This window comes from Pseudomonas sp. AFG_SD02_1510_Pfu_092, from assembly GCF_003331055.1.
Taxonomy (GTDB): Bacteria; Pseudomonadota; Gammaproteobacteria; order Pseudomonadales; family Pseudomonadaceae; genus Aquipseudomonas.
Window position 1 is genome coordinate 1 of record NZ_PUQD01000056.1, and the last position, 21,868, is coordinate 21,868.

Here is a 21,868-nt window from a genome sequence, read left to right on the forward strand (position 1 = left end):
TGGTTGTGGTCTGGCTCCTCTGGCCCCGGATTGCGTGGGTCCCGCCCCAGCAGTTTGTTATTCTCCCCCGGTTGGGGGCGGGGTGCCGCTGTTTAGGGGGCCGGCACAGGCAACACTGCTATTCCAGAATCTCCACCGGCATCCCTACCTCCAGCCAGCCACTGCCATCCACAGCCAGGTTCTGCCCGAACAGCACATCCCCTTCCTTCTCGCGGAAGGTCCTGAGCGTGGCCATGGGCTCGCGGTCCGCACTGCGTTCGCCGGTAGCCGGGTCGATGGTGGTGAAGATGCAGCGCACACTGGGCTTGAGCACACGGAATTCCAGGCTGCCGATACGAATCCGCTTCCAGCCATCCTCGGCAAACGGTTGCGCCCCCTGCACCACCAGGTTGGGCCGAAAGCGCAGCATTTCCATGGGCCGGCCGATACGCCGGCCGAGTTCGTCCAGCGAACCCTGACCGATCAACAACAACGGAAAGCCGTCGGGGAATGCCGCCCGGTCACTGTTGAAGCCATAACCATTGGGCAAGTAGCGCGCGCGTTGTTCGGGGCAATGCACCAGGCGCACCGCCTTGCCCAACAGTTCGCTCAGCCAGGCCGCCGCCGCATCACCGGCATCCGGCACGCGCAAGGTGTCGCGCCAGATGGTCACGCCACGCAGGGCATCATCAGCCGGCGGTACCGGCACCCGCAACGCTGCCTGCCCCGGCGTTTCCAGCAGCAACTGGCCGCTGTCGTCCTCGCTGGCCTCGATCAGGCCAAGCCCTGGCCAGGCGCGCTGGGTGAGGAAGCGTCCGTTCTCTTCCTCGACCACCATCCAGCGCCGGTCGCCCTGCAACCCCAGCAACCCCACCGGCGAAGCTTGCAGGCGTTGCGCCTGCCCCGACTTCACCGGGTACCGATACAACTCACTGAGAAACATCCCTGCCGCCTCGCGTCATGCCAAAACGCCAAGCTTATACCTGCCAGGGCCCAGGATCACGCAGTGGCGGCATCCAGCAACAGGCGCTGCTTGACCACCTCGACCAGGCGATCAGGCTGGAACTTGGAGAGGAAGTTGTCGCAGCCGACTTTCTTCACCATCGATTCGTTGAAACTGCCCGACAGCGAGGTGTGCAGCACCACATAGAGCTGGCGCAGACGGGCATCGCTACGAATTTCGGTGGTCAGCCGGTAGCCGTCCATTTCCGGCATCTCGGCGTCGGTGAACACCATCAGCAGCTTCTTGCACACGTCTTCGCCAGCGTCGGCCCAGCCCTGGAGCAGGCGCAACGCCTTCAGGCCATCACTGGCCACATGCAGCTTCACGCCGAGCTGGGACAGGGTGTCACGCAACTGCGCCAGGGCCACGCTGGAGTCGTCCACCAGCAGCACTTCGCGGCCACGGGCGCGGGCAAGCACCGGGTCGGCAAGCTTGTCACCGGACACCCGGGCGTTGTACGGCACGATCTCGGCCAGCACCTTCTCCACATCGATCACCTCCACCAGCTGCTCATCGACCTTGGTGATGGCGGTGAGGTAATGCTGGCGTCCGGCGCTGGACGGCGGTGGCATGATCGCTTCCCAGTTCATGTTGACGATACGGTCGACACCGCCGACCAGGAAGGCCTGCACCGAGCGGTTGTATTCAGTGACGATGATGGTGCTGTCCGGCCCCGGCTGCAGCGGGCGCATGCCGATCGCCTGGGACAGGTCGATCACCGGCAGGGTCTGGCCACGCAGGTTGACCACGCCGCAGACGAACGCGTGGCGCTGGGGCATCAGGGTCAGCTTGGGCAGCTGCAGCACTTCCTGCACCTTGAACACGTTGATCGCGAACAGCTGGCGACCGGCCAGGCGAAACATCAGGATTTCCAGGCGGTTCTCACCTACCAGTTGCGTGCGTTGGTCTACCGTGTCGAGAATGCCAGCCATTGGAAAACCCCCAGGCTCGAGTCGAAAAAAGTGAAATCATTTACCCTGTATCGGCGGCTTCACGCACACCTTGACCCTTGCGGGAAAATGCCGTGAAGGCGATTGATATCACTTTACCATCATGCTTTACTGCGAGCAGCTCGCTGAGCTAGCGCAACAGCAAAAGTTCCCCTTTCCAGCCCTGCATCAGGGAAACCCTTAGCGACAATCGGGTGCAACCTGATGTTCGCGATATCCTTTAGCCATTAATGTGACGCCATTCTCATTGCATGAATGGAGTCAGGCTTTTGCTAGCTATCGTTTCGGCGTGCCCGCCCCCTGCGCCTGCCGCACGCGCGGGGGTAACATGATGGACAGCGCCTTATCGTTCAATGACGCCCTGCAGGGCTTCCTGCTGGATGCCCAGGTTCAGCTGACCCGGGCCCAGGAATGCCTGCAGCACCTGGAGTTGATCGACAACGATCCCGACGCCTGCCACTGCCTGGACAACGCCCTCGACAGCCTCGCTCGCCAGGCCAACCAGCTGGGCCTGCGCGAAGTCGCCCACTACACCACCGCCCTTCAGCAGTTGCTGGGCCCGGCCTGTCATGGCGGCTGCCTGCCGCGTGAGGCCCTGCCGGCGGTAGGGGCCTGCCTGACCCTGCTGGCCTGGCAGCTGGAACTGGTCGACCGCTGCACCGGGCGGCTCAACCTGGACATCGGCGAGCAACTGGTGCTGCTGGGCGAACTGGCCAAGGTCGTGCAGCAACCTTTCGCGCCACCTTGTACCTCCTGCACCGAGCACGGCAGCGTGTGCCTGCACCCGCATACCGAAGCGGCAGACAGCGCGCGCCCCGTCCGTGCCTACCCACCCCGTTGACCCGGCCCAGCGTGCAACCAGTCGTGTTTGTTCAAACCGTGCAAAGGCGAACTTGGAAAGTTGTCGAAGTTGGCGGCGGCCCCACTTGGGTCATTACCGCAAAAGTTGCGTGGCAAGTGCGTGTTCGCTGACCGAATGGATGGCACTTGGCTACCTTCCAGCGCACGACCGGCAGGCGTTTCAAAGCATTACCCAGCCGCGACCGACGCACCGCGAAGTGGTAATATGCCCAGCCACAAACGCTTGCAACACAAGTTGCAGGCCCGCCTCTTCAAAAATAATCGAAAGTACTGCGGCATAGCCTCTGACAAGGATTGTGCAAGGCCTCCATCAGCAATACTTCAGTGGCTTCCCTACCTATGCTCCCACGCTTGAAGACAACTTTGCGCTGCTGCCCCCGCGCCGCCCTGCTGCGCTGGGCTACGGCCGGGCTGTGCGTGGCCTCGCTGGGCGCCAACCTGTGGCTGTACCTGGCCGACCAGGCGATGTCGGTCAGCCTGCTGGTGCTGCAACTGGCCGCCACGCTGGGCGCCGCCGTGCTGTTGGGCCTGGGTGCCCGGTCGATCAGCCTGCGCCCGGCGGAGCTGGCCGAGCGCATGCTCAAGGTCCAGGAAGACGAGCGCCAGCACCTGAGCCGGGAACTGCACGACGACATCGGCCAGCTGCTGACCGCCGCCAAGCTGCAGTTGCAGTGGCTGCAGAGGCGTATGCCCGACGAATTGCACGGCCACTGCGAGGCCTTGCGCAGTACGCTGGATGACACCTTGGGCAACGTGCGCAACGTATCCGCCCTGCTCAACCCGCGGCAGTTGGCCAGCCTTGGCCTGGAAGCCAGCCTGCGCGAGCATCTGCTGCGCACCCTGGGTAACAGCGATGTGCACTGGAGCCTGGCGTGCCAGCAGCGGCTGGGCGGTATCGACGAGGCCGTGGCCATGGCCGTGTTCCGCATCACCCAGGAAGCGGTGACCAACATGCTGCGCCACGCCCAGGCTCGCAACCTGGTCATCCGCCTGCAGCGCACGCCCGCAGGGCTGGCCTTGTCGATCCACGATGACGGCTGCGGCTTCGTGCCCAGCAGGCAGCCGGCCGAAGCTGGCCAGCGCGGCCTGGCCGGCATGCAGGAACGGGTCACCGCATTGCAGGGCCGGCTCGACATCACCAGCCAGCCTGGCCTGGGCACCCACATCGAGGCGGTGTTCCCATGGCCACCGCGTACCCGGCAACGCGCCAGGAGTGCCGCCACCCATGACCTGTAGACTGCTGCTGGTCGACGACCACTCGCTGATCCGCGCCGGCGTGCGCGCGCTGGTCTGCGACATCCCCGGCTACGAGGTGATCGGTGAAGCCGATGACGGCGGCCAGTTGCTCGAACAAGTGCGCACGCTGACCCCAGACATCGTCTTGCTGGACATTTCCATGCGTTCGACCAGCGGCCTGGACGCGCTCACCCAGCTGCGCGCCAGCGGCAACCCGTGCAAGGTGCTGATCCTGTCGATGCACACCGACCCTGACCTGATCATGCGGGCACTGGAAAGTGGCGCCCACGGCTACCTGCTCAAGGACACCAGCGCCACCGAACTGGAGCAGGCCCTGGCCGCAGTGCGCAACGGCGAGCGCTACCTGAGCCCGGCCATTGCTCACACGGTCATCGACCAGGCCCTGCAGCACACCCGGCAGGACAAGCAACCCGCTGGCGCGCGGCACAACCTCACGGCGCGCCAGCTGGAGATCCTGCGTTTGATCGTGCGTGGCAAGTCCACGCGGGAAATCGCCAGCGGCCTGGGCCTGTCGATCAAGACCGTGGAAACCCACCGCTCGCAGATCATGAAACGCCTGCAAATCCACGACGTGGCAGGCCTGGTGCTGTTCGCGGTGCGCGAAAAGATCATCAGCCTGGACGACTGAGCAGCGGCGACCCGCTCGGCAGGTGCAAGCGCAGGGCAGCGGGCCTGGCCTGGAAACGCAGCTTGTCGGTCTGCACCGGTTCACCGTCGAGGTTGATGTCCAGCCCCTGCGAGCACCTGATCTCGACCCAGGGCAACCGGGCCCTGACGAACAGCCCGTCACCTGCCAACAGGTCACGCAGGGCGCCGACCACTTCTTGGGGTGCCGGCAGGATGGCGATGTCGAGCAAACCGTCGTCGACCACTGCCTCGGGGCATAACACCTGCCCGCCTCCGGCCTGGCGGCCATTGCCGACCCCCAGCGCCAGCAAGTCACCCTGCCAGTGGAAGCCCGGCCCTTGCAGCTCCACCGAAGCCGCCTGCAGCTCACTGAAGCGCGTCAGCCCGGTGAACAGGTAGGCGGCACCGCCCAGTACTTTCTTCAAGTCTTCGGAGGTATTGGCCGTGACCTGGCTGCCGAAACCGCCGGTGGCCATGTTGAGGAACAACTGCTCGCCAGCCTGGCCCAGGTCGATCGGCTGCGCCGGGATATTCAGCAGGGTCAGCGCCGTGGCGGGTTCCAGGGGGATGCCAGCGGCCTTGGCAAAATCGTTGGCGGTACCCAGCGGCAACAAGGCAAGGCTCGCCTCGGTACCTGCCAACCCCATGGCCTCGGCAACATCGCGCAGCGTGCCGTCGCCGCCACCGGCAACGATATGGCCGTAGCCGGCAGCCAGCGCCTCGTTGACCAGGCGCTGGGCGTCACCGGCTTCCCAGGTGACCCGCACATCCAGCACCCAGCCGCTGTCGCGCAGGCTGTGCACGGCGCTGCGCAAATCTTCGTTCATCGCCTGTTTGCCGTGCAGGATCAGCATTGCCTTGCGCTTTTGCATGTGTGCGCCTCCGTGATGTGTTCGCCCCTGATCTCGACCCTCCAACGCCGCAGATCGTTGCATGCCTTCTGCAAAAATAGCGGGTGGTTGCCACATTCGATCGCAGCGGTCGGTCAATTTCCCCACGCCTGGCAATGCACGGCTATGCTCAGCAGATACTTTTTTTGCCATGGACGCGCCCCCGGCAGTGGTTGTACCACTGCCGTCAACGGGCGCGTCTTGCTATCCGCAGCCTTTAGCGAGGATTCCGGGTCATGCGCATTCTCTGGACACTGCCTTACCTGCCGTGGCCGACCACCAGCGGCAGCAAGACCCGGCAATACCACCTGATACGCGCACTGGCCCAGCGCGGCCACCGCATCACCCTGCTGGTGCAATCGAAGGTACCCCTCGCCGATGCCACCCGCGAAGCCCTGGAACCGCTGCTCGAACGCCTGATCGTGCTGCCCCGCCGGCCCCTGCACAGCCCGCTCAACCTGCTGGCCGCGCCGATCATCGACTACCCCATGCGGGCGATCATCAATGGCTTGGCGCCTTGCCTGCGGCACCGCTTCGAGCAATTGCTTGACGAGCCCTGGGAGGTCATCCAGATCGAGCACAGCTACAGCTTCCAGCCCTTCGAAAAAGCCCTGCAGGCGCGCGGGCTGGCGTACATGCTCAGCGAGCACACCCTGGAGTCGGTGATGGGCGGCGCCAGCCACGACCGCCTGCCACTGTGGTTGCGCCCGCTCAACGCCTTCGACCGCTGGCGTTATCGCCGCTGGGAACAGCGGGTACTGCGCCAGCCCACCGAGTTGGTGGCAGTCAGCACCCACGACGCCGAGCTGATCGCCCAGATCAGCGGGCGCCCGGTGAACGTGGTGGTCAATGGCGTGGATTGTGATTTCTACCAGCACGTGCAACCCGCGCTGCACAGCCAGCGCCTGCTGTTCGTGGGCAACTTCGAGTATGGCGCCAACCTGGAGGCCATCGAATGGGCGCTGGAAGACATCATGCCGCAGGTGTGGATGAGCAACCCGGCGGTACGCCTGGCGATTGCCGGGCATGCCATGCCGGCCAGCTGGAAACTGCACTGGAACGACCCGCGTATCGAATGGTTCGGCTACCGCCCCGACTTGCGTGAACTGCAGCGGCGGTCTGCGCTGTTCTTCGCGCCGCTGCGCTATGCCGGCGGCTCCAAGGTGAAAATCCTCGAAGCCATGGCCGCTGGCTTGCCGGTGATCGCCACCGGCAAAGGCGTTTCAGGCCTGGCCGCGAACAACGGTGAGCATTACCTGGGCAGCGACGATGGCGACCAGCTGGCGCTGCTGATCACCCAGTTGCTCAACCAGCCCTGGCGCATGAGCCAGTTGAGCGATGCCGGGCGCCGCTTCGCCCGCCAGCGCCACGACTGGAGCGTGGCGGCCCAGCAACTGGAGGCCGTGCACCTGCGCCTGGCCCAGGCGGCAGCGGCCGAGGCCGCGCCGCTCAGCCAAGTAGCTCGCTGAAGGGAATGAACGGCACACTGTCACCCTGCTTCGGCGTAGTGCCTTCGCGCACTTCCACCAGCCCGTCGGCCCAGGCCGCGCTGCGCAGTACGCCAGAGCTCTGGTTCTTGTAGATGCGCACCTGGCCTTGCTCGATGCGTGCGCGCAGGTACTCGCGGCGCGTGCCTGGCTTGGGCCAGTCGAACCCTGCCGGCAGGTCGAAGCGCAACGGTGTGACATCGGCCACGCCCTGGCGCCGCAGCAGGTAGGGCCGGGCCAGCAGGCCGAAAGTGACCAGCGTCGAAGCCGGGTTGCCCGGCAGGCCGATCACCGGCACGCCCTGGAAGTGGCCGAAGGTCAGCGGTTTGCCCGGTTTGATCGCCAGCTTCCACAAGGCCAGCTCGCCGGCTTCGCGCAGGGCGGCGCCAAGGTAGTCGGCTTCCCCCACCGAAACACCGCCCGTGGACAGGATCAGGTCGACATCACCCAGTTGCGCCAGGCAGGTGCGGGTACGTGCCAGGTCATCCGGGAGGATGCCGGCATCGACCACCTCGCAGCCCAGCCGCTGCAACCAGCTGACCAGCAACCGGCGGTTGCTGTTGTAGATCTGCCCCGGCCCCAGCGCCAGGCCGGGTTCGACCAGCTCGTCGCCGGTGGACAGCACCGCCACCCGCACCTTGCGCACCACCTTCAGGCTGCCGTAGCCCAGGGTTGCAGCCAGGCCCAGCTCGATCGGCCCCAACCGGGTGCCAGCGCTCATCACCTGCTCACCCGTGCGGGTTTCCTGGCCCTGCGGGCGAACGTTCTGCCCGGTTTTCAACGGCTCGAGAAAGCTTACCCGGCCATCTTCGGCCACGGCGGTGTTTTCCTGCATCTCGACGCAGTCGGCCCCTTCGGGCAGCGGCGCACCGGTGAAGATGCGCGCGCAGGTGCCCGGCTGCAGCGGCTGTGGTGCATGGCCGGCGAAGATCCGCTGGCTGACCGGCAGGGGCTGGCCCTGCCAGTCGGCCAGGCGCAGGGCGTAACCGTCCATGGCGCTGTTCGGCCACGGCGGCAAGTCGAGCGAGGCTACCAGGTCGGCGGCCAGCACACGGCCGTCGGCGTCGGCCAGCGAGAGGTGCTCGGTATCGCCGATCGGCGCCGCTTCGGCCAATGCCAGCAGCTGCTCCAGGGCTTGTTCCACTGGCATCAGCGGCCGCGCCGGGCTGACCTCAGCCACGGCTGTCACAGGCCGCTGCCTGCTTCAGGTGCGGCACGAAGTTGCACGGCCGATGGCGGGCATCCAGCTGCTCGGCGAGGATGCCGTCCCAACCGGTGCGCACCGCGTTGGTCGAACCCGGCAGGCAGCACACCAGGGTACCGTTGGCCAGCCCGGCGAGGGCGCGCGACTGCACGGTGGAGGTGCCGATATCGGCCACGGAAATCTGCCGGAACAGCTCGCCAAAGCCCTCCACCTGCTTGTCCAGCAGGCAGGCTACTGCCTCGGGCGTGCTGTCGCGGCCGGTAAAGCCGGTGCCGCCGGTGATCAGCACCACCTGCACGGTGTCATCGGCGATCCAGGTGGCGACCTGGGCGCGAATCTTGTACAGGTCGTCCTTGAGCAGCACACGCTCGGCCAGGCGGTGGCCGGCCGCGCTCAGCCGGTCGACGAACAGCTGGCCGGAGGTGTCGGTGTCGAAGGTGCGGGTATCGCTGACCGTGAGCACGGCAATGTTCAGCGGCACGAAAGGGGTATCTGCCTTGGCTTTCATGGGGTCCGTCGCAAGAAGGAGTCGTGGCCGCAGTTATATCACAGCGCACCTTGGCCAGCGTGCAAGGCATCTATCCCTTGCTCTGGATCAAACGGACAGATTTGTCGCTATGCTGCACTGACAAGGAACTTGCACTAACGTCCCGCGTCTTAACTGTCATCCAGCACCATCGCACTTGGAGAAACACGATGATCAAACGGACCCTTCCCGCCTTCCTGCTTGCTCTTGGCCTGGGCGCCCTGGCCGGCTGCTCGACGCCTACCGTCATTACCCTGAACGACGGCCGGGAAATCCAGGCAACCGATAAACCGTCCTATGACGAAGACTCCGGTTTCTATGAATTCGAGCAGCTCGACGGCAAGCGCACGCGCCTGAACAAGGACCAGATCCGCACCGTCAAAGAGCTCTGATAAAGGCTCTGATTTTGCCGCTGGCCCGTTCTACAACAAGGGCTTGCGTGCAAAAAACGGATGCAGTAGGATTTTGTTCATCGGAGTGTAGCGCAGCCAGGTAGCGCGTCTCGTTCGGGACGAGAAGGCCGCAGGTTCGAATCCTGTCTCTCCGACCAAATCCTCAACAAAAAGCCCGCCTTGTGCGGGCTTTTTGCTGTGCGCTCAGTGCGACACGAGGCACCGGGCGAGGTGGCGGGTTTGCCAATCTCGGGCCTGGCGCAGCGCCTTTGTGGGAGCGGGCAAGCCCGCGAAGCAGTCGGCGCGAGGGATGGCACCGGCTGCGCCGGTGTTCGCGGCCACGGCCGCTCCCACAGGTTTCAGCGTAGGCCCGAGGCATACGCAGCCCCCATGTGGGAGCGGGCAAGCCCGCGAAGCAGGTGGCGCGGTGCATGGCACCGGCTGCGCCGGTGTTCGCGGCTAAAGCCGCTCCCACAGGTTGCAGCGTAGGCCCGAGGCATACGCAGCCCCCATGTGGGAGCGGGCAAGCCCGCGAAGCAGGTGGCGCGATGCATGGCACCGGCTGCGCCGGTGTTCGCGGCTAAAGCCGCTCCCACAGGTTGCAGCGTAAGCCCGGGGCATACGCAGCCCCCATGTGGGAGCGGGCAAGCCCGCGAAGCAGGTGGCGCGGTGCATGGCACCGGCTGCGCCGGTGTTCGCGGCTAAAGCCGCTCCCACAGGTTGCAGCGTAGGCCCGAGGCATACGCAGCCCCATGTGGGAGCGGGTTCACCCGCGAAGCAGGCGACGCGGTGCATGACCGGCGAATCAGGTGGGCAAAGGGGCAAACAGCCACAAGCACCGATTGAGCGTCGAACCCGCTCAGGCGGTGAGCCGCGAGGTGACTTCGCCCAGTTGCCCGGACAACCCGTGCAGGCGCTGGCCGGCCTGCTCGGTGTGCTGCACCGCCTCCTGGTTGGCCGTGGCGATGCGGGTGATTTCAATCAGGTTGCGCGAGATGTCCTCGGCCACGCTGGTCTGTTCTTCAGCGGCCGTAGCGATCTGCCGGTTCATGTCGCGGATCGCTTCCACCGCCAGGGTGATGCGTTGCAACATCTGGCCGGCTTGCTGCACCTGTTCGGCGCCCTCCTCGCTGCGCTGCTGGCCGCTTTCGATGGCCTTGACCGCTTCCACCGCACCCGACTGCACCGCTTCGATGATCTGGTGAATTTCGGCAATCGACGCCGCCGTGCGCTGGGCCAGGCTGCGTACCTCATCGGCGACCACCGCAAAACCACGCCCGGCCTCGCCGGCGCGCGCCGCTTCGATGGCGGCGTTTAGCGCCAACAGGTTGGTCTGTTCGGCAATGCCGCGGATCACTTCGAGGACCTTGCCGATGCGCGTGCTGTCATGCTCCAGGTCACGAATCACCGAGGCCGTGCCGGCAATTTCGCGGTTGACCACGGCGATGGTGTCGATGGTCTGCTGCATCACCTGCTCACCCGCCTGGGCACTGTGGTCGGCGTCGTCCGCCGCGCGGGCGGCTTCGGCGGCGTGACGGGCGACTTCCTGGGCGGTGGCGGACATCTCGTGCATGGCCGTGGCCACCTGGTCGGTGCGCTGGAACTGGTCGTGGGTGCCACGGGCCATGTCACCGGCAATGCTGCGCAACTGGCCGCTGGCGCCTTCCAGTTCCTGGGCGTTGTCCTGCAGCCGGCCGACGGTGTCGGCGAGGAAATCGCGCAAGGTGTTGGCGGCCCGCGCCAGGCGCCCGAGTTCGTCTTCGCGGTGGCTGTCCACCCGCTCGGCAAAGCGGCCCTGGCTGAGCTGCGCCACATACTCGATCAGCTGGCGGATCGGCTCGATCAGGCCGCGGTTGACCAGGCCCAGGCTGAGCAGCCCGACCAGCACGGCCGAACCCAGCATCACCAACAGGCCCAGCCATACCGTGCGCTCGGCGCCGGCGCTGAGGCTGGCGGCCTGCTCGCGGGCTTCGCCACGCAGCTGTTCGACCAGTTCGCTCATCTGCTCGCTGGCAGCACGGTCCACGCCTTTGACCGCCTGGTCGCCGGCCACCGGGTCGCCACCTGCGGCGAGGAAGGCCTGCCGCCCTGTGGCATAGGCCTGGCCCAGCTGCCGGTGACTGTCACGCAGTTGCTGCAACGGCGCCTTGAGCCTGGCGTCGCTGCTGTCGATCAGCTGCCCGAGCAGTTGCTGCACCTGCTGTTCGCGGGCCTGGAACTGCTGCCAGTACTTGTCCATGTCGGCCGGCTTGCGCCCGCGCAACAGCACGTTCTTCCATTCCTGCACCTGGATCTTGAACTGCAGGTTGGCTTCGTCGATCAATTGCGAGGCCCGCAGCGGCCCGTCGACCAGCTCGGCGTAACCGCGCACGCTGGACGACAGGAACTGGAAACACACCACGGCAATCAGCAGCATTGCCGCCAGGCTGCCGCCGAGCAAGGAGAGAATCTGCACTCTGAGGGATTTACGCAACATCTTGAATCTCGGGAACCAGGGAGAAGGCTGGGGCCCACGCGGCAGCCCCGATTACTGGCAGGCCAAAAAAAGGCTGCCATCAAGCAATGGCAGCCAGGTCGAGCACTTACGCAACAGTTGCAGCAGATACTCTCAGGCAAATACTACAGAAATATTACAAGCCCACGACACGCTAGCCGCTGGTGAACTGCAAGGCCGCCAACCGCGCGTACAGCGGGCTGTCTTCGATCAGCTGGCGATGCGTGCCCACCGCCACCAGCCGGCCCTTGTCGATCACCGCGATACGGTCGGCGTGCTGCACGGTGGCCAGGCGATGGGCGATCACCAGGGTGGTGCGCCCGGCCATCAGCCGCGGCAAGGCTTGCTGGATCAGGTGTTCGCTTTGCGCATCGAGGGCGCTGGTGGCTTCGTCCAGCAACAGGATCGGCGCATCGACCAGTAACGCCCGGGCGATGGCCAGGCGTTGCCGCTGGCCGCCGGAAAGGCCGATGCCGCCCTCGCCCAGCGGCGTCTGGTAGCCCTGTGGCAATTGCCGGATGAAGGCGTCGGCATGGGCGCCGCGGGCGGCGGCCTCGACCTCGGCCAGGGTCGCGTCCGGCCGGCCATAGCGGATGTTGGCCTCGACCGTGCCGCGAAATAGCGCGGGGGTTTGCGCCACCAGGGCGAACTGCCGGCGCAGTTGATCCGGGTCGAGCCCGGTAATGGCCTGGCCATCGAGCAAAATGCGCCCCTGCTGCGGGTCGTAGAAGCGCAGCAGCAGGTCGAACAAGGTCGACTTGCCTGCCCCCGAAGGCCCCACCAGCGCCACCGTCTGCCCCGGCTCGATGACCAGGCTCAGGCCATCGACAGCCGCCACCGATGGCCGTGACGGATAGGCGAACAGCACCTGCTGCAGCTCGATCCGCCCACTGGCGCGCTGCTGCGGCAACGCCTGCACCTGCGCAGGCGGCAGGATCGCACTGCGCGCCGCCAGCAGTTCGGCAATGCGCTCGGCGGCACCCGCCGCCCGCTGCAGCTCGCCAATCACCTCGCTGAGGGTACCGAAGGCACTGCCGACGATCAGGCTGTAGAACACGAAGGCGGCCAGTTCGCCCGCCGAAATGCGCCCGGCAATCACATCCATGCCGCCCACCCACAACATCACCCCCACCGCGCCCAGCACCAGCACGATCACCAGCGTGATAAGCCAGGCGCGCTGGGCGATTCGCTGTCGGGCCACGGCAAACGCCGCCTCGACCGTGCCTGCGAACAGCTCGCGGTCAAGGGCCTGGTGGTTGTAGGCCTGCACGGTCTTGATCTGCCCGAGGGTCTCGGCCACGTAGCTGCCGACATCGGCGACCCGGTCCTGGCTCTGCCGCGACAGGCTGCGTACCCGGCGGCCGAACAGCAGGATCGGCGCCAGCACCAACGGCAAGGCCACCACCACGATGCTGGTGAGCTTGGGGTTGGTGACGAACAGCAACACCACGCCACCGATCACCATCAGCGCGTTGCGCAGGAACATCGACAGCGATGAGCCGATCACCGATTGCAGCAGGGTGGTGTCGGCGGTCAGCCGCGACTGGATCTCGGAGCTGCGGTTGTCTTCGAAAAAGCCGGGATGCAGGCCGATCAGGTGATCGAACACTGCCCGGCGGATATCGGCTACGCAGCGCTCGCCGATCCACGACACCAGGTAGAACCGGCTGAAGGTACCCAGCGCCAGGGCCAGCACCAACAGCAGGAACAGGCCGATGGTCTGGTTGAGCTGATGCGCAGAGCGGGTCATGAAGCCCTGGTCCACCAGCAGGCGGATGCCCTGGCCCATGGACAGGGTGATGGCGGCAGTGACCACCAGCGCCAGCAAGGCCAGCAGCACCTGGCGACGGTACGGGCGGAGAAACTGCCAACCCAGGCGCAAGGCGCGGCGTTGGCGTGGGGGAACCGGTTCGGGCATGGCGCTGACCACAAGTGGCGGGGAAACCGCAGACTATCATCCATCCGGGCCCGTGGAACCGTTGCGGGTTGCTATAGCCTATCGGTCTAACCAGAGTATGGAGCTTTACCGCCGTTTCTGCTGGACTGTGCCTGCCGTGACCCCTGCAGGACCTGTCACAGGCCAGTCACGGCACAGGGTTAACCTGCGCTTGAACCTGATGAGGAGACGATACATGAGCTTGCAGCATGGCAGCGACAACCAGAAGCCCCGGCCCCACCCGCAACCGCAGGTGTGCGGTTCGATCATCGACGCCCAGGGGCGCGAAGTACCGATCACCGAGCAGATGATCCAGCAGGCCTGCAAGGCCCTGGAAGAAAGCCGGGTCGAGCGCGTACGCAAAGGTTGATCGGCGAATTTCTTGCAACCCGGCGCTTGCGCCGGGTTTTTATTTGCCTGAATCCTGTGCCGGCCTCTTCGCGGGCGCGCCCGCTCCCACAAGGGGGCAATCTGAGGGAGCGGGCATGCCCGCGAACAGGCCGGCACAGGATTTCACACGCTACCCGGCCAACACCCCACCCAGCGCACTCACCAACTGCGCCAACTGCGGCGACTCCCCACGCAAGCGCACCGCCAGCCCCTCTATCTCGCGCCGTGGCGGGTATTGCTTGCGCAGCTGGTCGAAGGCGGCACGCTGCTGCTGCGGGTCGTCACTGAGGCTGCGGCGGAAATCGGCATCGTCGCGGCGCGGGTCGTACACCGCGCGGCACAGGGTGGCCAAGGCCCAGGCCGGGTCGCTGCTGGCATCCAGTTCGATCTGCGCCAATGGCGCTGGCGGCAACAGGTCGGCCAGCCGCACCTGCTCGCCCACACCCAGGAAGCGGCACAGCGCCTGGTAGATCTGCGCCGTGCCCCGCTGGCGGCCGTCGAGGCTGTAACCGGCGATGTGGGGCGAAGCCAGCGTGCACAGGTCGGCCAGTTGCAGATCGACCTGCGGCTCGCCCTCCCACACGTCCAGCACCGCATGCACGTCTTCGCGGTCCAGCAGCAATTCGCGCAGGGCGGCGTTGTCCACCACCGGGCCACGGCTGGCGTTGATCAGCCAGGCCCCCGGGCGTAATTGCGCCAGCTGCGCCTGGCCCAGCAGGTGCCAGGTCGGGTGCTCGCCGCCACGCTCCAGCGGCGTGTGCAGGCTGATCACATCGCACTGTTGCAGGATGGTTTCGAGGCTGACGTAAGCACCGCCCTCGGCGGCCTGGCGCAGCGGGTCGCAGACCAGCACCTTCCAGCCCAGCCCTTGCAGCACCCGCACCAGGCGGCCACCCACCTCGCCCGCACCGACCACGCCATACACGCGCTCGGGCAGCGCCACCCCCTCCAGCTCGGCCAGGGTCAGCAGGCTACCCAGCACGTAGTCGACGACACCGCGGGCATTGCAGCCCGGCGCGCTGCTCCAGTGGATACCGGCCTCGGCGAAGTAGCCCAGGTCGAGGTGGTCGGTGCCGATGGTGCAGGTGCCGACAAAGCGTACGCGGCTGCCTTCGAGCAACTGCCGATCGACCTTGGTCACCGAGCGCACCAGCAGGATGTCGGCGTCCCTGACGCTGGCGGCATCGAGGCTTCGCCCCGGGTAACGGCGGATTTCGCCGAAACCCTGGAAGAAGGCATCGAGCAGCGGGATGTTCTCGTCGGCAACTATCAGCATGGCGCTCTCCTGTCTGGGGAACGCAGTGTAGGCGCAACGCCGGGCGCGTTCCAGAGCGCCTCAGTCGGCTTTCTTGCGGATCCAGTACAGGAAGGTACCGGCGTCTTCCTGCTGCTGCAGCAGTTCGTGGCCAAGGAACGTGCAGAACTTGGGGATGTCGCGGCGGGTCGAGGGGTCGGTTGCGATGACCTTGAGCAGACCGCCAGCAGCCAGGTCTCGCACGTGCTGATGCAGCATCATCACCGGTTCCGGGCAGTTCAGGCCGGTGGCGTCGAGGATGGCGTCGGGGGTGAAATCGGTCATGGGGGGCTCCGCAAATGATCGCTATTGTCGCGCATAGTACCGCGTGGACCAAGGGGCCGCTGTGCGGCCCAATCGCCGGCAAGCCAGCTCTCACAGAATTGCAGCAAGCCTGAAACAATTGCACTCCCTGTGGGAGCTGGCTTGCCGGCGATTGGGCTGCAAAGCAGCCGCCGAAATCACCGCGGTTTCAGATCGAGCCGACGCAGATGGCAGGTCACTTCCTCGCGGTCGTGGTAAAGCTGCTTGCAGGCAATCGACACTTTGATCTTGCGCGCCTTGAATGTCGCTTCCATGCGGTCGAGCAAACGCCGCACCTCGGCATAACGCTGCTTCATCGGCAACTTCAGGTTGACCACCGCCTCGCGGCACAGCCCCTCACCCAGCCAGGTTTCGATCAGCGAGGTGGTACGCGCCGGCTTCTCGACGATGTCGCACACCATCCAGTCGACCGGCTGCTTCGGCTGCCAGGTGAAACCATCGGCCATCAGGTGCTGGACCAGGCCGGTGTCCATCAGGCTTTCCGCCATCGGCCCGTTGTCGATGGCCGTCACCAGCATGCCCCGGCGCACCAGCTGATAAGTCCAGCCGCCCGGCGAAGCGCCCAGGTCGACCCCGGTCATGTCATCGCCAAGGCGCTGCTCCCACTGCTCGCGCGGGATGAACTGGTGCCAGGCCTCTTCCAGCTTGAGCGTCGAGCGGCTGGGTGCCTCGCGGGGGAACTTCAGGCGCGGGATGCCCATCGGCCACAGCGCACTGTTGTGGCCCGGGGCAACACCGGCGAATACCCGCCGGCCACTGATGAAGGTGAGCAGCAGGCGTGGGCGATGGGGGTCGTCGACCAGGCGCCCGGCCTTTTCCAGGGCCTTGCGCAACGGCACCTCGAACTTGCGGCAGAACGTGGACAATTCCTTGCCTTCGTTGCTGTCCAGCACCTCCAGCCACAGGCTGCCGAACACCGGGAACGCGGCCAGGTGCGCCAGCAGCACACTGATGCGGTCGCTTTCCGGCAGTTCGACGTAGCCGCCACGGGCCCATTGCCGCGGGAAAATCAGCTGGTTGAAGCGCAGCTCCCCCATCAAGCGCTCGGCACCGCCCGCCTCGCTGCAGACAAACTCGGCGCTGGCACTGTGCGGCTTGCCCTTGGCGTAGCCGGCAATGCCCAGGCGGGCAGCATGTTCGCTGATTTCGGCACACACCTCGCCCTCGAAACCGGGCCGGCAATGCATGAACAGGGTATTCATCTCTCACTCCACTACGGCTGGCGCACCACAGGCGCCGGCAGGGCGGCGATGATAAAGGAAGATCGGAACCTGCGACACGCCCCGCCGGTCCAGAAAAGGGTCAGGTGGCGCAAAGCGGTCTAACCTGACCTTTCAGCCAGGTCCGTGCCGTGCGGACCGATACACAGCGGTGACACCGGCAAACCGAAACGCGTTGTCGGGCACCGGCGCAGAAGGAGTTGGCAATGCCCTCGCTCGATAGCCTGAACACCCTCACGTCGCTCCAGGTCGGCGACCGGACCTACCACTATTTCAGCCTCACCGCAGCCGCCCGCCAGCTGGGCGACCTGCAGCGCCTGCCGATGTCGCTGAAGGTGCTGCTGGAAAACCTGCTGCGCTGGGAGGACGGCAAGACCGTCACCGGCGATGACCTGCGCGCCCTCGCCCAGTGGCTGGGTGAGCGGCGCTCCGACCGCGAGATCCAGTACCGCCCGGCGCGGGTCCTGATGCAGGACTTCACCGGCGTGCCGGCCGTGGTCGACCTGGCCGCCATGCGCGCCGCCATGGCCAAGGCCGGGGGCGACCCGCAGCGGATCAACCCACTGTCACCGGTGGACCTGGTGATCGACCACTCGGTGATGGTCGATCGCTACGGCACAGCGCAGGCCTTCAGCGAGAACGTCGACATCGAAATGCAGCGCAACGGCGAGCGCTACGCCTTCCTGCGCTGGGGCCAGAACGCCTTCGACAACTTCCGCGTGGTACCGCCGGGTACCGGCATCTGTCACCAGGTCAACCTGGAATACCTGGGCCGCACCGTGTGGACCCGTGACGCCGATGGGCGCACCTACGCCTTCCCCGACACCCTGGTCGGTACCGATTCGCACACCACCATGATCAATGGCCTGGGCGTGCTCGGCTGGGGTGTGGGCGGCATCGAGGCGGAGGCGGCCATGCTCGGCCAGCCGGTGTCGATGCTGATACCGGAGGTGATCGGCTTCAAGCTGACCGGCAAGCTGCGCGAAGGCATCACCGCCACCGACCTGGTGCTGACGGTGACGCAGATGCTGCGCAAGAAGGGCGTGGTGGGCAAGTTCGTCGAGTTCTATGGCGATGGCCTGGCTGAGCTGCCGCTGGCCGACCGCGCGACCATCGCCAACATGGCCCCGGAATACGGCGCCACCTGCGGCTTCTTCCCGGTCGATCAGGTGACCCTGGACTACCTGCGCCTGTCAGGCCGCCCCGAAGCGACCGTGCAGCTGGTCGAGCAGTATTGCAAGGCCCAGGGCCTGTGGCGCCTGCCGGGCCAGGAGCCGCTGTTCAGCGACACCCTGGCGCTGGACATGGACGAAGTCGAAGCCAGCCTGGCCGGGCCCAAACGGCCGCAGGACCGCGTCGCCCTGGGCCAGGTCAGCCAGGCCTTCGACCACTTCATCGAGTTGCAGCCCAAACCGCTGGCCAAGGAGGTCGGCCGCCTGGAAAGCGAAGGTGGCGGCGGCGTGGCGGTGGGCAACGCCGACCAGGCCGGGGCGATCGACTACAGCCATCAAGGCCAGACCCACACCCTGCGCGATGGCGCCGTGGTGATCGCCGCCATCACCTCTTGCACCAACACTTCCAACCCCAGCGTGATGATGGCTGCCGGGCTGGTGGCGAAAAAGGCTTTGGAAAAAGGCCTGCAACGCAAGCCGTGGGTCAAGAGCTCGCTGGCGCCGGGCTCCAAGGTGGTCACCGACTATTTCGAGGCTGCCGGGCTGCGCCCGTACCTCGATGAACTGGGGTTCGACCTGGTCGGCTATGGCTGCACCACCTGCATCGGCAACTCTGGCCCGCTGGATGAAGCGATCGAGAAAGCCATCACCAGCGCCGACCTGACCGTGGCCTCGGTGCTGTCGGGCAACCGCAACTTCGAAGGCCGCGTGCACCCACTGGTCAAGACCAACTGGCTGGCCTCGCCGCCGCTGGTGGTGGCCTATGCCCTGGCCGGCAGCGTGCGCCTGGACCTGACCCGCGACCCGCTGGGCACCGGCAAGGACGGCCAGCCGGTGTACCTGCGCGACATCTGGCCCAGCCAGCAGGAAATCGCCGACGCCGTGGCCAAGGTCGATACGGCGATGTTCCACAAGGAATACGCCGAAGTGTTCGCCGGCGATGCGCAGTGGCAGGCCATCGCGGTACCGCAGGCAGCCACCTACGTGTGGCAGGCCGACTCCACCTATATCCAGCATCCGCCGTTCTTCGACGGCATCGGCGGGCCACCGCCGCGCATTGCCGACATCCAGGGCGCGCGGATTCTGGCGCTGCTGGGCGACTCGGTGACCACCGACCACATTTCCCCGGCCGGCAACATCAAGGCCGACAGCCCGGCCGGGCGCTACCTGCGTGAACAGGGGGTGGAACCACGCGACTTCAACTCCTACGGCTCACGCCGGGGCAACCATGAAGTGATGATGCGCGGCACCTTCGCCAACATCCGTATTCGCAACGAAATGCTGGGCGGCGAGGAAGGCGGCAACACCCTGCATGTGCCCAGTGGCGAGAAACTGTCGATCTACGACGCGGCCATGCGCTACCAGCAGGCCGGCACCCCGCTGGTGGTGATCGCCGGCCAGGAATACGGCACCGGCTCGAGCCGCGACTGGGCAGCCAAGGGCACCAACCTGTTGGGGGTCAAGGCGGTGCTGGCGGAAAGCTTCGAGCGCATTCACCGCTCCAACCTGGTGGGCATGGGCGTGCTGCCGCTGCAGTTCAAGGCCGGGCACGACCGCAAGCAACTGGGGCTGACCGGCAAGGAACGGATCGATGTGCTGGGCCTGGATGGCGCGCCGCTGCACCCCGGCATGAGCCTGCCGCTACGTATCACTCGCGAGAATGGCCAGCAGGAGCAGATCGAGGTGCTGTGCCGGATCGATACCCTCAACGAAGTGGAGTACTTCAAGGCGGGAGGCATATTGCATTATGTGTTGCGCCAACTGATTGCAGGTTGAAGCGGCCTGCCTGGGGGCTGCAGTGCAGCCCCCAGGCATTTCCGGTTTATCGCCATGCGCTGCTGGCTCTTCGCCAGCCAATCAGTCATCATCCGACTTATCCGTCATTAAACCGCAGTAAAAACGCAATAATGGCGCTAACTGGCTCGAACACGCTCGCTGACTAATTCATCCTGAATAATGGCTTATTGCCACAAGTCAAGCAGATCAAATATTCATTCAACAAAACCAGCGGCTGGCCGATATCTGTCGAAAGCCCTGCGGACTATCACCCCATGCGTAACAACCAGCCGATTACCCAGAGAGAACGGACTTTCCCTGCCCAGCAGCGGTTGATCTCCACCACCAACGCCAAAGGGGTGATCACCTACTGCAACGATGCCTTCATCGAGATCAGCGGCTTCACCCGCGAAGAGCTGACCGGTGCAGCGCACAACCTGGTGCGCCACCCCGATGTGCCGCCTGCAGTGTTCGCCCATATGTGGCAAACCCTCAAGCAGGGCCTGCCGTGGATGGGCATCGTCAAGAACCGTTGCAAGTCCGGCGACCACTACTGGGTCAACGCCTATGTCACGCCGGTCTTCGACAACAACCAGGTGGTCGGCTTCGAGTCGGTGCGGGTCAAACCCACCGCCGAACAGGTCCGCCGTGCCGAGGCCCTGTACCAGCGCATCAACCAGGGCAAGCCGCCGATCCCGCGCCGGGACAAGTGGCTGCCGGTGCTGCAGGACTGGCTGCCGTTCATCCTGGTCAGCCAGGTGGGCTTCCTGATCGGTAACTGGCTGGGCCATTCCTGGGGCTTCGCCCTGGCAGCCGCGCTGTCGGTGCCACTCGGCCTGCTGGGCCTGGGCTGGCAGCAGCGCGGCCTCAAGCGCCTGCTTCGCCTGGCCGAACAGACCACCTCCGACCCGCTGATCGCGCAGATGTACACCGACAGCCGTGGCGTGCAGGCGCGCCTGGAAATGGCCATGCTCAGCCAGGATGCGCGCATGAAAACCTGCCTGACCCGCCTGCAGGACAGCGCCGAACACCTCAGCGAACAGGCGCGCCAGTCCGACGCGCTGGCGCACAAGAGCTCCTCGGGGCTGGAACGTCAGCGGGTGGAGACCGAGCAGGTAGCCGCCGCCGTCAACCAGATGGCCGCCACCACCCAGGAAGTGGCCAACCACGTGCAGCGCACCGCCGATGCCACCCAGGAAGCCAATCGCCTGACCGGCCAGGGCCGGCAGATTGCCGGGGAAACCCGCGAAGCCATCGAACGCCTGTCGGCGGCGGTGGGCCAGACCGGCCAGACAGTGACGCAACTGGCCAAGGACAGCGACGAGATTGGCGGCGTGGTCGATGTGATCAAGGGCATCGCCGACCAGACCAACCTGCTGGCGCTGAACGCCGCCATCGAAGCCGCGCGTGCTGGTGAGATGGGCCGTGGCTTTGCCGTGGTCGCCGACGAAGTGCGCCAGCTGGCCCAGCGTACCGCCGAATCCACCGGGCAGATCCACAGCCTGATCGCCAAGCTGCAACAGACCGCCAGCAATGCCGTGCTGACCATGGAAACCGGCCACCGCCAGGCACAGGAAGGGGTCGACCGGGTGATGCAGGCCGACGAGGCGCTGGTAGGGATCAGCGAAGCGGTGGCCAATATCACCGACATGGCCACGCAGATTGCCGCGGCGACCGAGGAGCAGACGGCGGTGGCGGACGAGATCAGCCGCAACATCACCACCATCGCCGAACTGGCCGACCAGACTGCCGAACAGGCCCAGCACTCGGCGCTGCTGAGCGAGGAGCTGACCAGCACGGCGGGTACTCAGTACTCGCTGGTGGAGCGCTTCAACCGCTAAGCCCGTGCCACGCACCGCGTCGCCTGCTTCGCGGGTGAACCCGCTCCCACAGGGAATGGCGCAGGCCCGAGCTCACGCGGTACCTGTGGGAGCGGCCGTGGCCGCGAATACCGGCGCAGCCGGTGCCATCCCCCGCGTCGCCTGCTCCGCGGGCTTGCCCGCTCCCACAGGGACAGCGCAGGTCCGGGCTCACGCTGTGCTTGTGGGAGCGGCTTTAGCCGCGAACACCGGCGTAGCCAGTGCCA

The 21,868-nt window shown here is 65.9% G+C and carries 18 protein-coding genes and 1 tRNA gene; 9 read left to right on the forward strand and 10 right to left on the reverse strand.

Going from position 1 to position 21,868, the window contains the following annotated elements; translation table 11 throughout:
- Window positions 1–118 precede the first annotated feature (118 nt).
- Both C6A77_RS20215 and C6A77_RS20220 read right to left on the reverse strand, forming a co-directional pair.
- Entirely contained in the window at window positions 119–922 is an 804-nt protein-coding gene (locus C6A77_RS20215) for an MOSC domain-containing protein (protein WP_114171067.1), read from the reverse strand.
- Between the two features lie 56 nt (window positions 923–978).
- Window positions 979–1,914, reverse strand: a complete 936-nt coding sequence (locus tag C6A77_RS20220; RefSeq protein WP_114171068.1) for a chemotaxis protein CheV — start codon at window positions 1,912–1,914, stop codon at window positions 979–981.
- Window positions 1,915–2,263: 349 nt separating this feature from the next.
- On the opposite strand from C6A77_RS20220, the gene C6A77_RS20225 reads away from it, so the two are divergent.
- The 3 genes from C6A77_RS20225 (at window position 2,264) to C6A77_RS20235 (ending at window position 4,678) form a co-directional block, all read left to right on the forward strand.
- On the forward strand, window positions 2,264–2,773 hold the full coding sequence (locus C6A77_RS20225) for a histidine kinase (RefSeq protein WP_114171093.1): 510 nt from the start codon (window positions 2,264–2,266) through the stop codon (window positions 2,771–2,773).
- Window positions 2,774–3,132: 359 nt separating this feature from the next.
- A complete protein-coding gene (locus C6A77_RS20230; RefSeq protein WP_114171069.1) occupies window positions 3,133–4,029 on the forward strand; it encodes a histidine kinase in 897 nt (298 codons plus the stop codon).
- Window positions 4,019–4,678, forward strand: a complete 660-nt coding sequence (locus tag C6A77_RS20235) for a response regulator transcription factor (RefSeq protein ID WP_114171070.1) — start codon at window positions 4,019–4,021, stop codon at window positions 4,676–4,678. The genes C6A77_RS20230 and C6A77_RS20235 overlap by 11 nt, the downstream gene beginning before the upstream one ends.
- On the opposite strand, the gene yegS is transcribed toward C6A77_RS20235, so the two are convergent.
- The gene (gene yegS / locus C6A77_RS20240) at window positions 4,662–5,549 is read right to left on the reverse strand and encodes a lipid kinase YegS (RefSeq protein WP_114171071.1); all 888 of its coding nucleotides are present in this window, start codon (window positions 5,547–5,549) and stop codon (window positions 4,662–4,664) included. The two genes, C6A77_RS20235 and yegS, sit on opposite strands and share 17 nt — an antisense overlap.
- A gap of 254 nt (window positions 5,550–5,803) precedes the next feature.
- On the opposite strand from yegS, the gene C6A77_RS20245 reads away from it, so the two are divergent.
- Window positions 5,804–7,036: a glycosyltransferase family 4 protein gene (locus C6A77_RS20245; protein ID WP_114171072.1), complete on the forward strand. Its 1,233-nt coding sequence runs from the start codon at window positions 5,804–5,806 to the stop codon at window positions 7,034–7,036.
- Here C6A77_RS20245 and glp read toward each other — a convergent pair.
- Together glp and moaB are read right to left on the reverse strand one after the other, a co-directional pair.
- Window positions 7,017–8,243 (reverse strand): gephyrin-like molybdotransferase Glp, encoded by a 1,227-nt coding sequence (gene glp / locus C6A77_RS20250; protein WP_114171073.1) that lies wholly within the window; start codon window positions 8,241–8,243, stop codon window positions 7,017–7,019. The two genes, C6A77_RS20245 and glp, sit on opposite strands and share 20 nt — an antisense overlap.
- Entirely contained in the window at window positions 8,227–8,766 is a 540-nt protein-coding gene (moaB, locus tag C6A77_RS20255; protein WP_114171074.1) for a molybdenum cofactor biosynthesis protein B, read from the reverse strand. The genes glp and moaB overlap by 17 nt, the downstream gene beginning before the upstream one ends.
- Window positions 8,767–8,954: 188 nt before the next feature.
- Between moaB and C6A77_RS20260 the strand changes: the two genes are divergently transcribed.
- Window positions 8,955–9,176: a YgdI/YgdR family lipoprotein gene (locus tag C6A77_RS20260; RefSeq protein WP_003248738.1), complete on the forward strand. Its 222-nt coding sequence runs from the start codon at window positions 8,955–8,957 to the stop codon at window positions 9,174–9,176.
- 81 nt (window positions 9,177–9,257) lie between these two features.
- A tRNA-Pro gene (locus C6A77_RS20265) sits at window positions 9,258–9,334 on the forward strand.
- A 701-nt stretch (window positions 9,335–10,035) separates the two neighbouring features.
- Here the strand turns inward: C6A77_RS20265 and C6A77_RS20285 are convergent.
- Together C6A77_RS20285 and C6A77_RS20290 are read right to left on the reverse strand one after the other, a co-directional pair.
- Complete coding sequence (locus tag C6A77_RS20285; protein WP_114171077.1) at window positions 10,036–11,652, reverse strand: methyl-accepting chemotaxis protein; 1,617 nt, start codon at window positions 11,650–11,652, stop codon at window positions 10,036–10,038.
- A gap of 172 nt (window positions 11,653–11,824) precedes the next feature.
- Window positions 11,825–13,588, reverse strand: a complete 1,764-nt coding sequence (locus C6A77_RS20290; RefSeq protein ID WP_114171094.1) for an ABC transporter transmembrane domain-containing protein — start codon at window positions 13,586–13,588, stop codon at window positions 11,825–11,827.
- Between the two features lie 214 nt (window positions 13,589–13,802).
- Here C6A77_RS20290 and C6A77_RS25740 point away from each other — a divergent pair, with 214 nt between their 5' ends.
- Window positions 13,803–13,976 (forward strand): PA1571 family protein, encoded by a 174-nt coding sequence (locus tag C6A77_RS25740; protein WP_164497673.1) that lies wholly within the window; start codon window positions 13,803–13,805, stop codon window positions 13,974–13,976.
- A 150-nt stretch (window positions 13,977–14,126) separates the two neighbouring features.
- Here C6A77_RS25740 and pdxB read toward each other — a convergent pair whose 3' ends face one another.
- From pdxB to rlmM, 3 genes are all read right to left on the reverse strand, one after another.
- Entirely contained in the window at window positions 14,127–15,272 is a 1,146-nt protein-coding gene (pdxB, locus tag C6A77_RS20295; protein ID WP_114171078.1) for a 4-phosphoerythronate dehydrogenase PdxB, read from the reverse strand.
- Window positions 15,273–15,332: 60 nt separating this feature from the next.
- Window positions 15,333–15,575, reverse strand: a complete 243-nt coding sequence (gene tusA, locus C6A77_RS20300; RefSeq protein WP_114171079.1) for a sulfurtransferase TusA — start codon at window positions 15,573–15,575, stop codon at window positions 15,333–15,335.
- A gap of 176 nt (window positions 15,576–15,751) precedes the next feature.
- Window positions 15,752–16,816 carry a 23S rRNA (cytidine(2498)-2'-O)-methyltransferase RlmM gene (rlmM, locus tag C6A77_RS20305; RefSeq protein WP_114171080.1) on the reverse strand — a complete coding sequence of 355 codons (1,065 nt, stop codon included), beginning with the start codon at window positions 16,814–16,816 and terminating at the stop codon, window positions 15,752–15,754.
- 224 nt (window positions 16,817–17,040) lie between these two features.
- Between rlmM and acnA the strand changes: the two genes are divergently transcribed.
- A complete protein-coding gene (gene acnA, locus C6A77_RS20310; RefSeq protein WP_114171081.1) occupies window positions 17,041–19,782 on the forward strand; it encodes an aconitate hydratase AcnA in 2,742 nt (913 codons plus the stop codon).
- Between the two features lie 275 nt (window positions 19,783–20,057).
- The gene (locus tag C6A77_RS20315) at window positions 20,058–21,623 is read left to right on the forward strand and encodes a PAS domain-containing methyl-accepting chemotaxis protein (protein WP_114171095.1); all 1,566 of its coding nucleotides are present in this window, start codon (window positions 20,058–20,060) and stop codon (window positions 21,621–21,623) included.
- The last annotated feature ends 245 nt before the right edge of the window (window positions 21,624–21,868 follow it).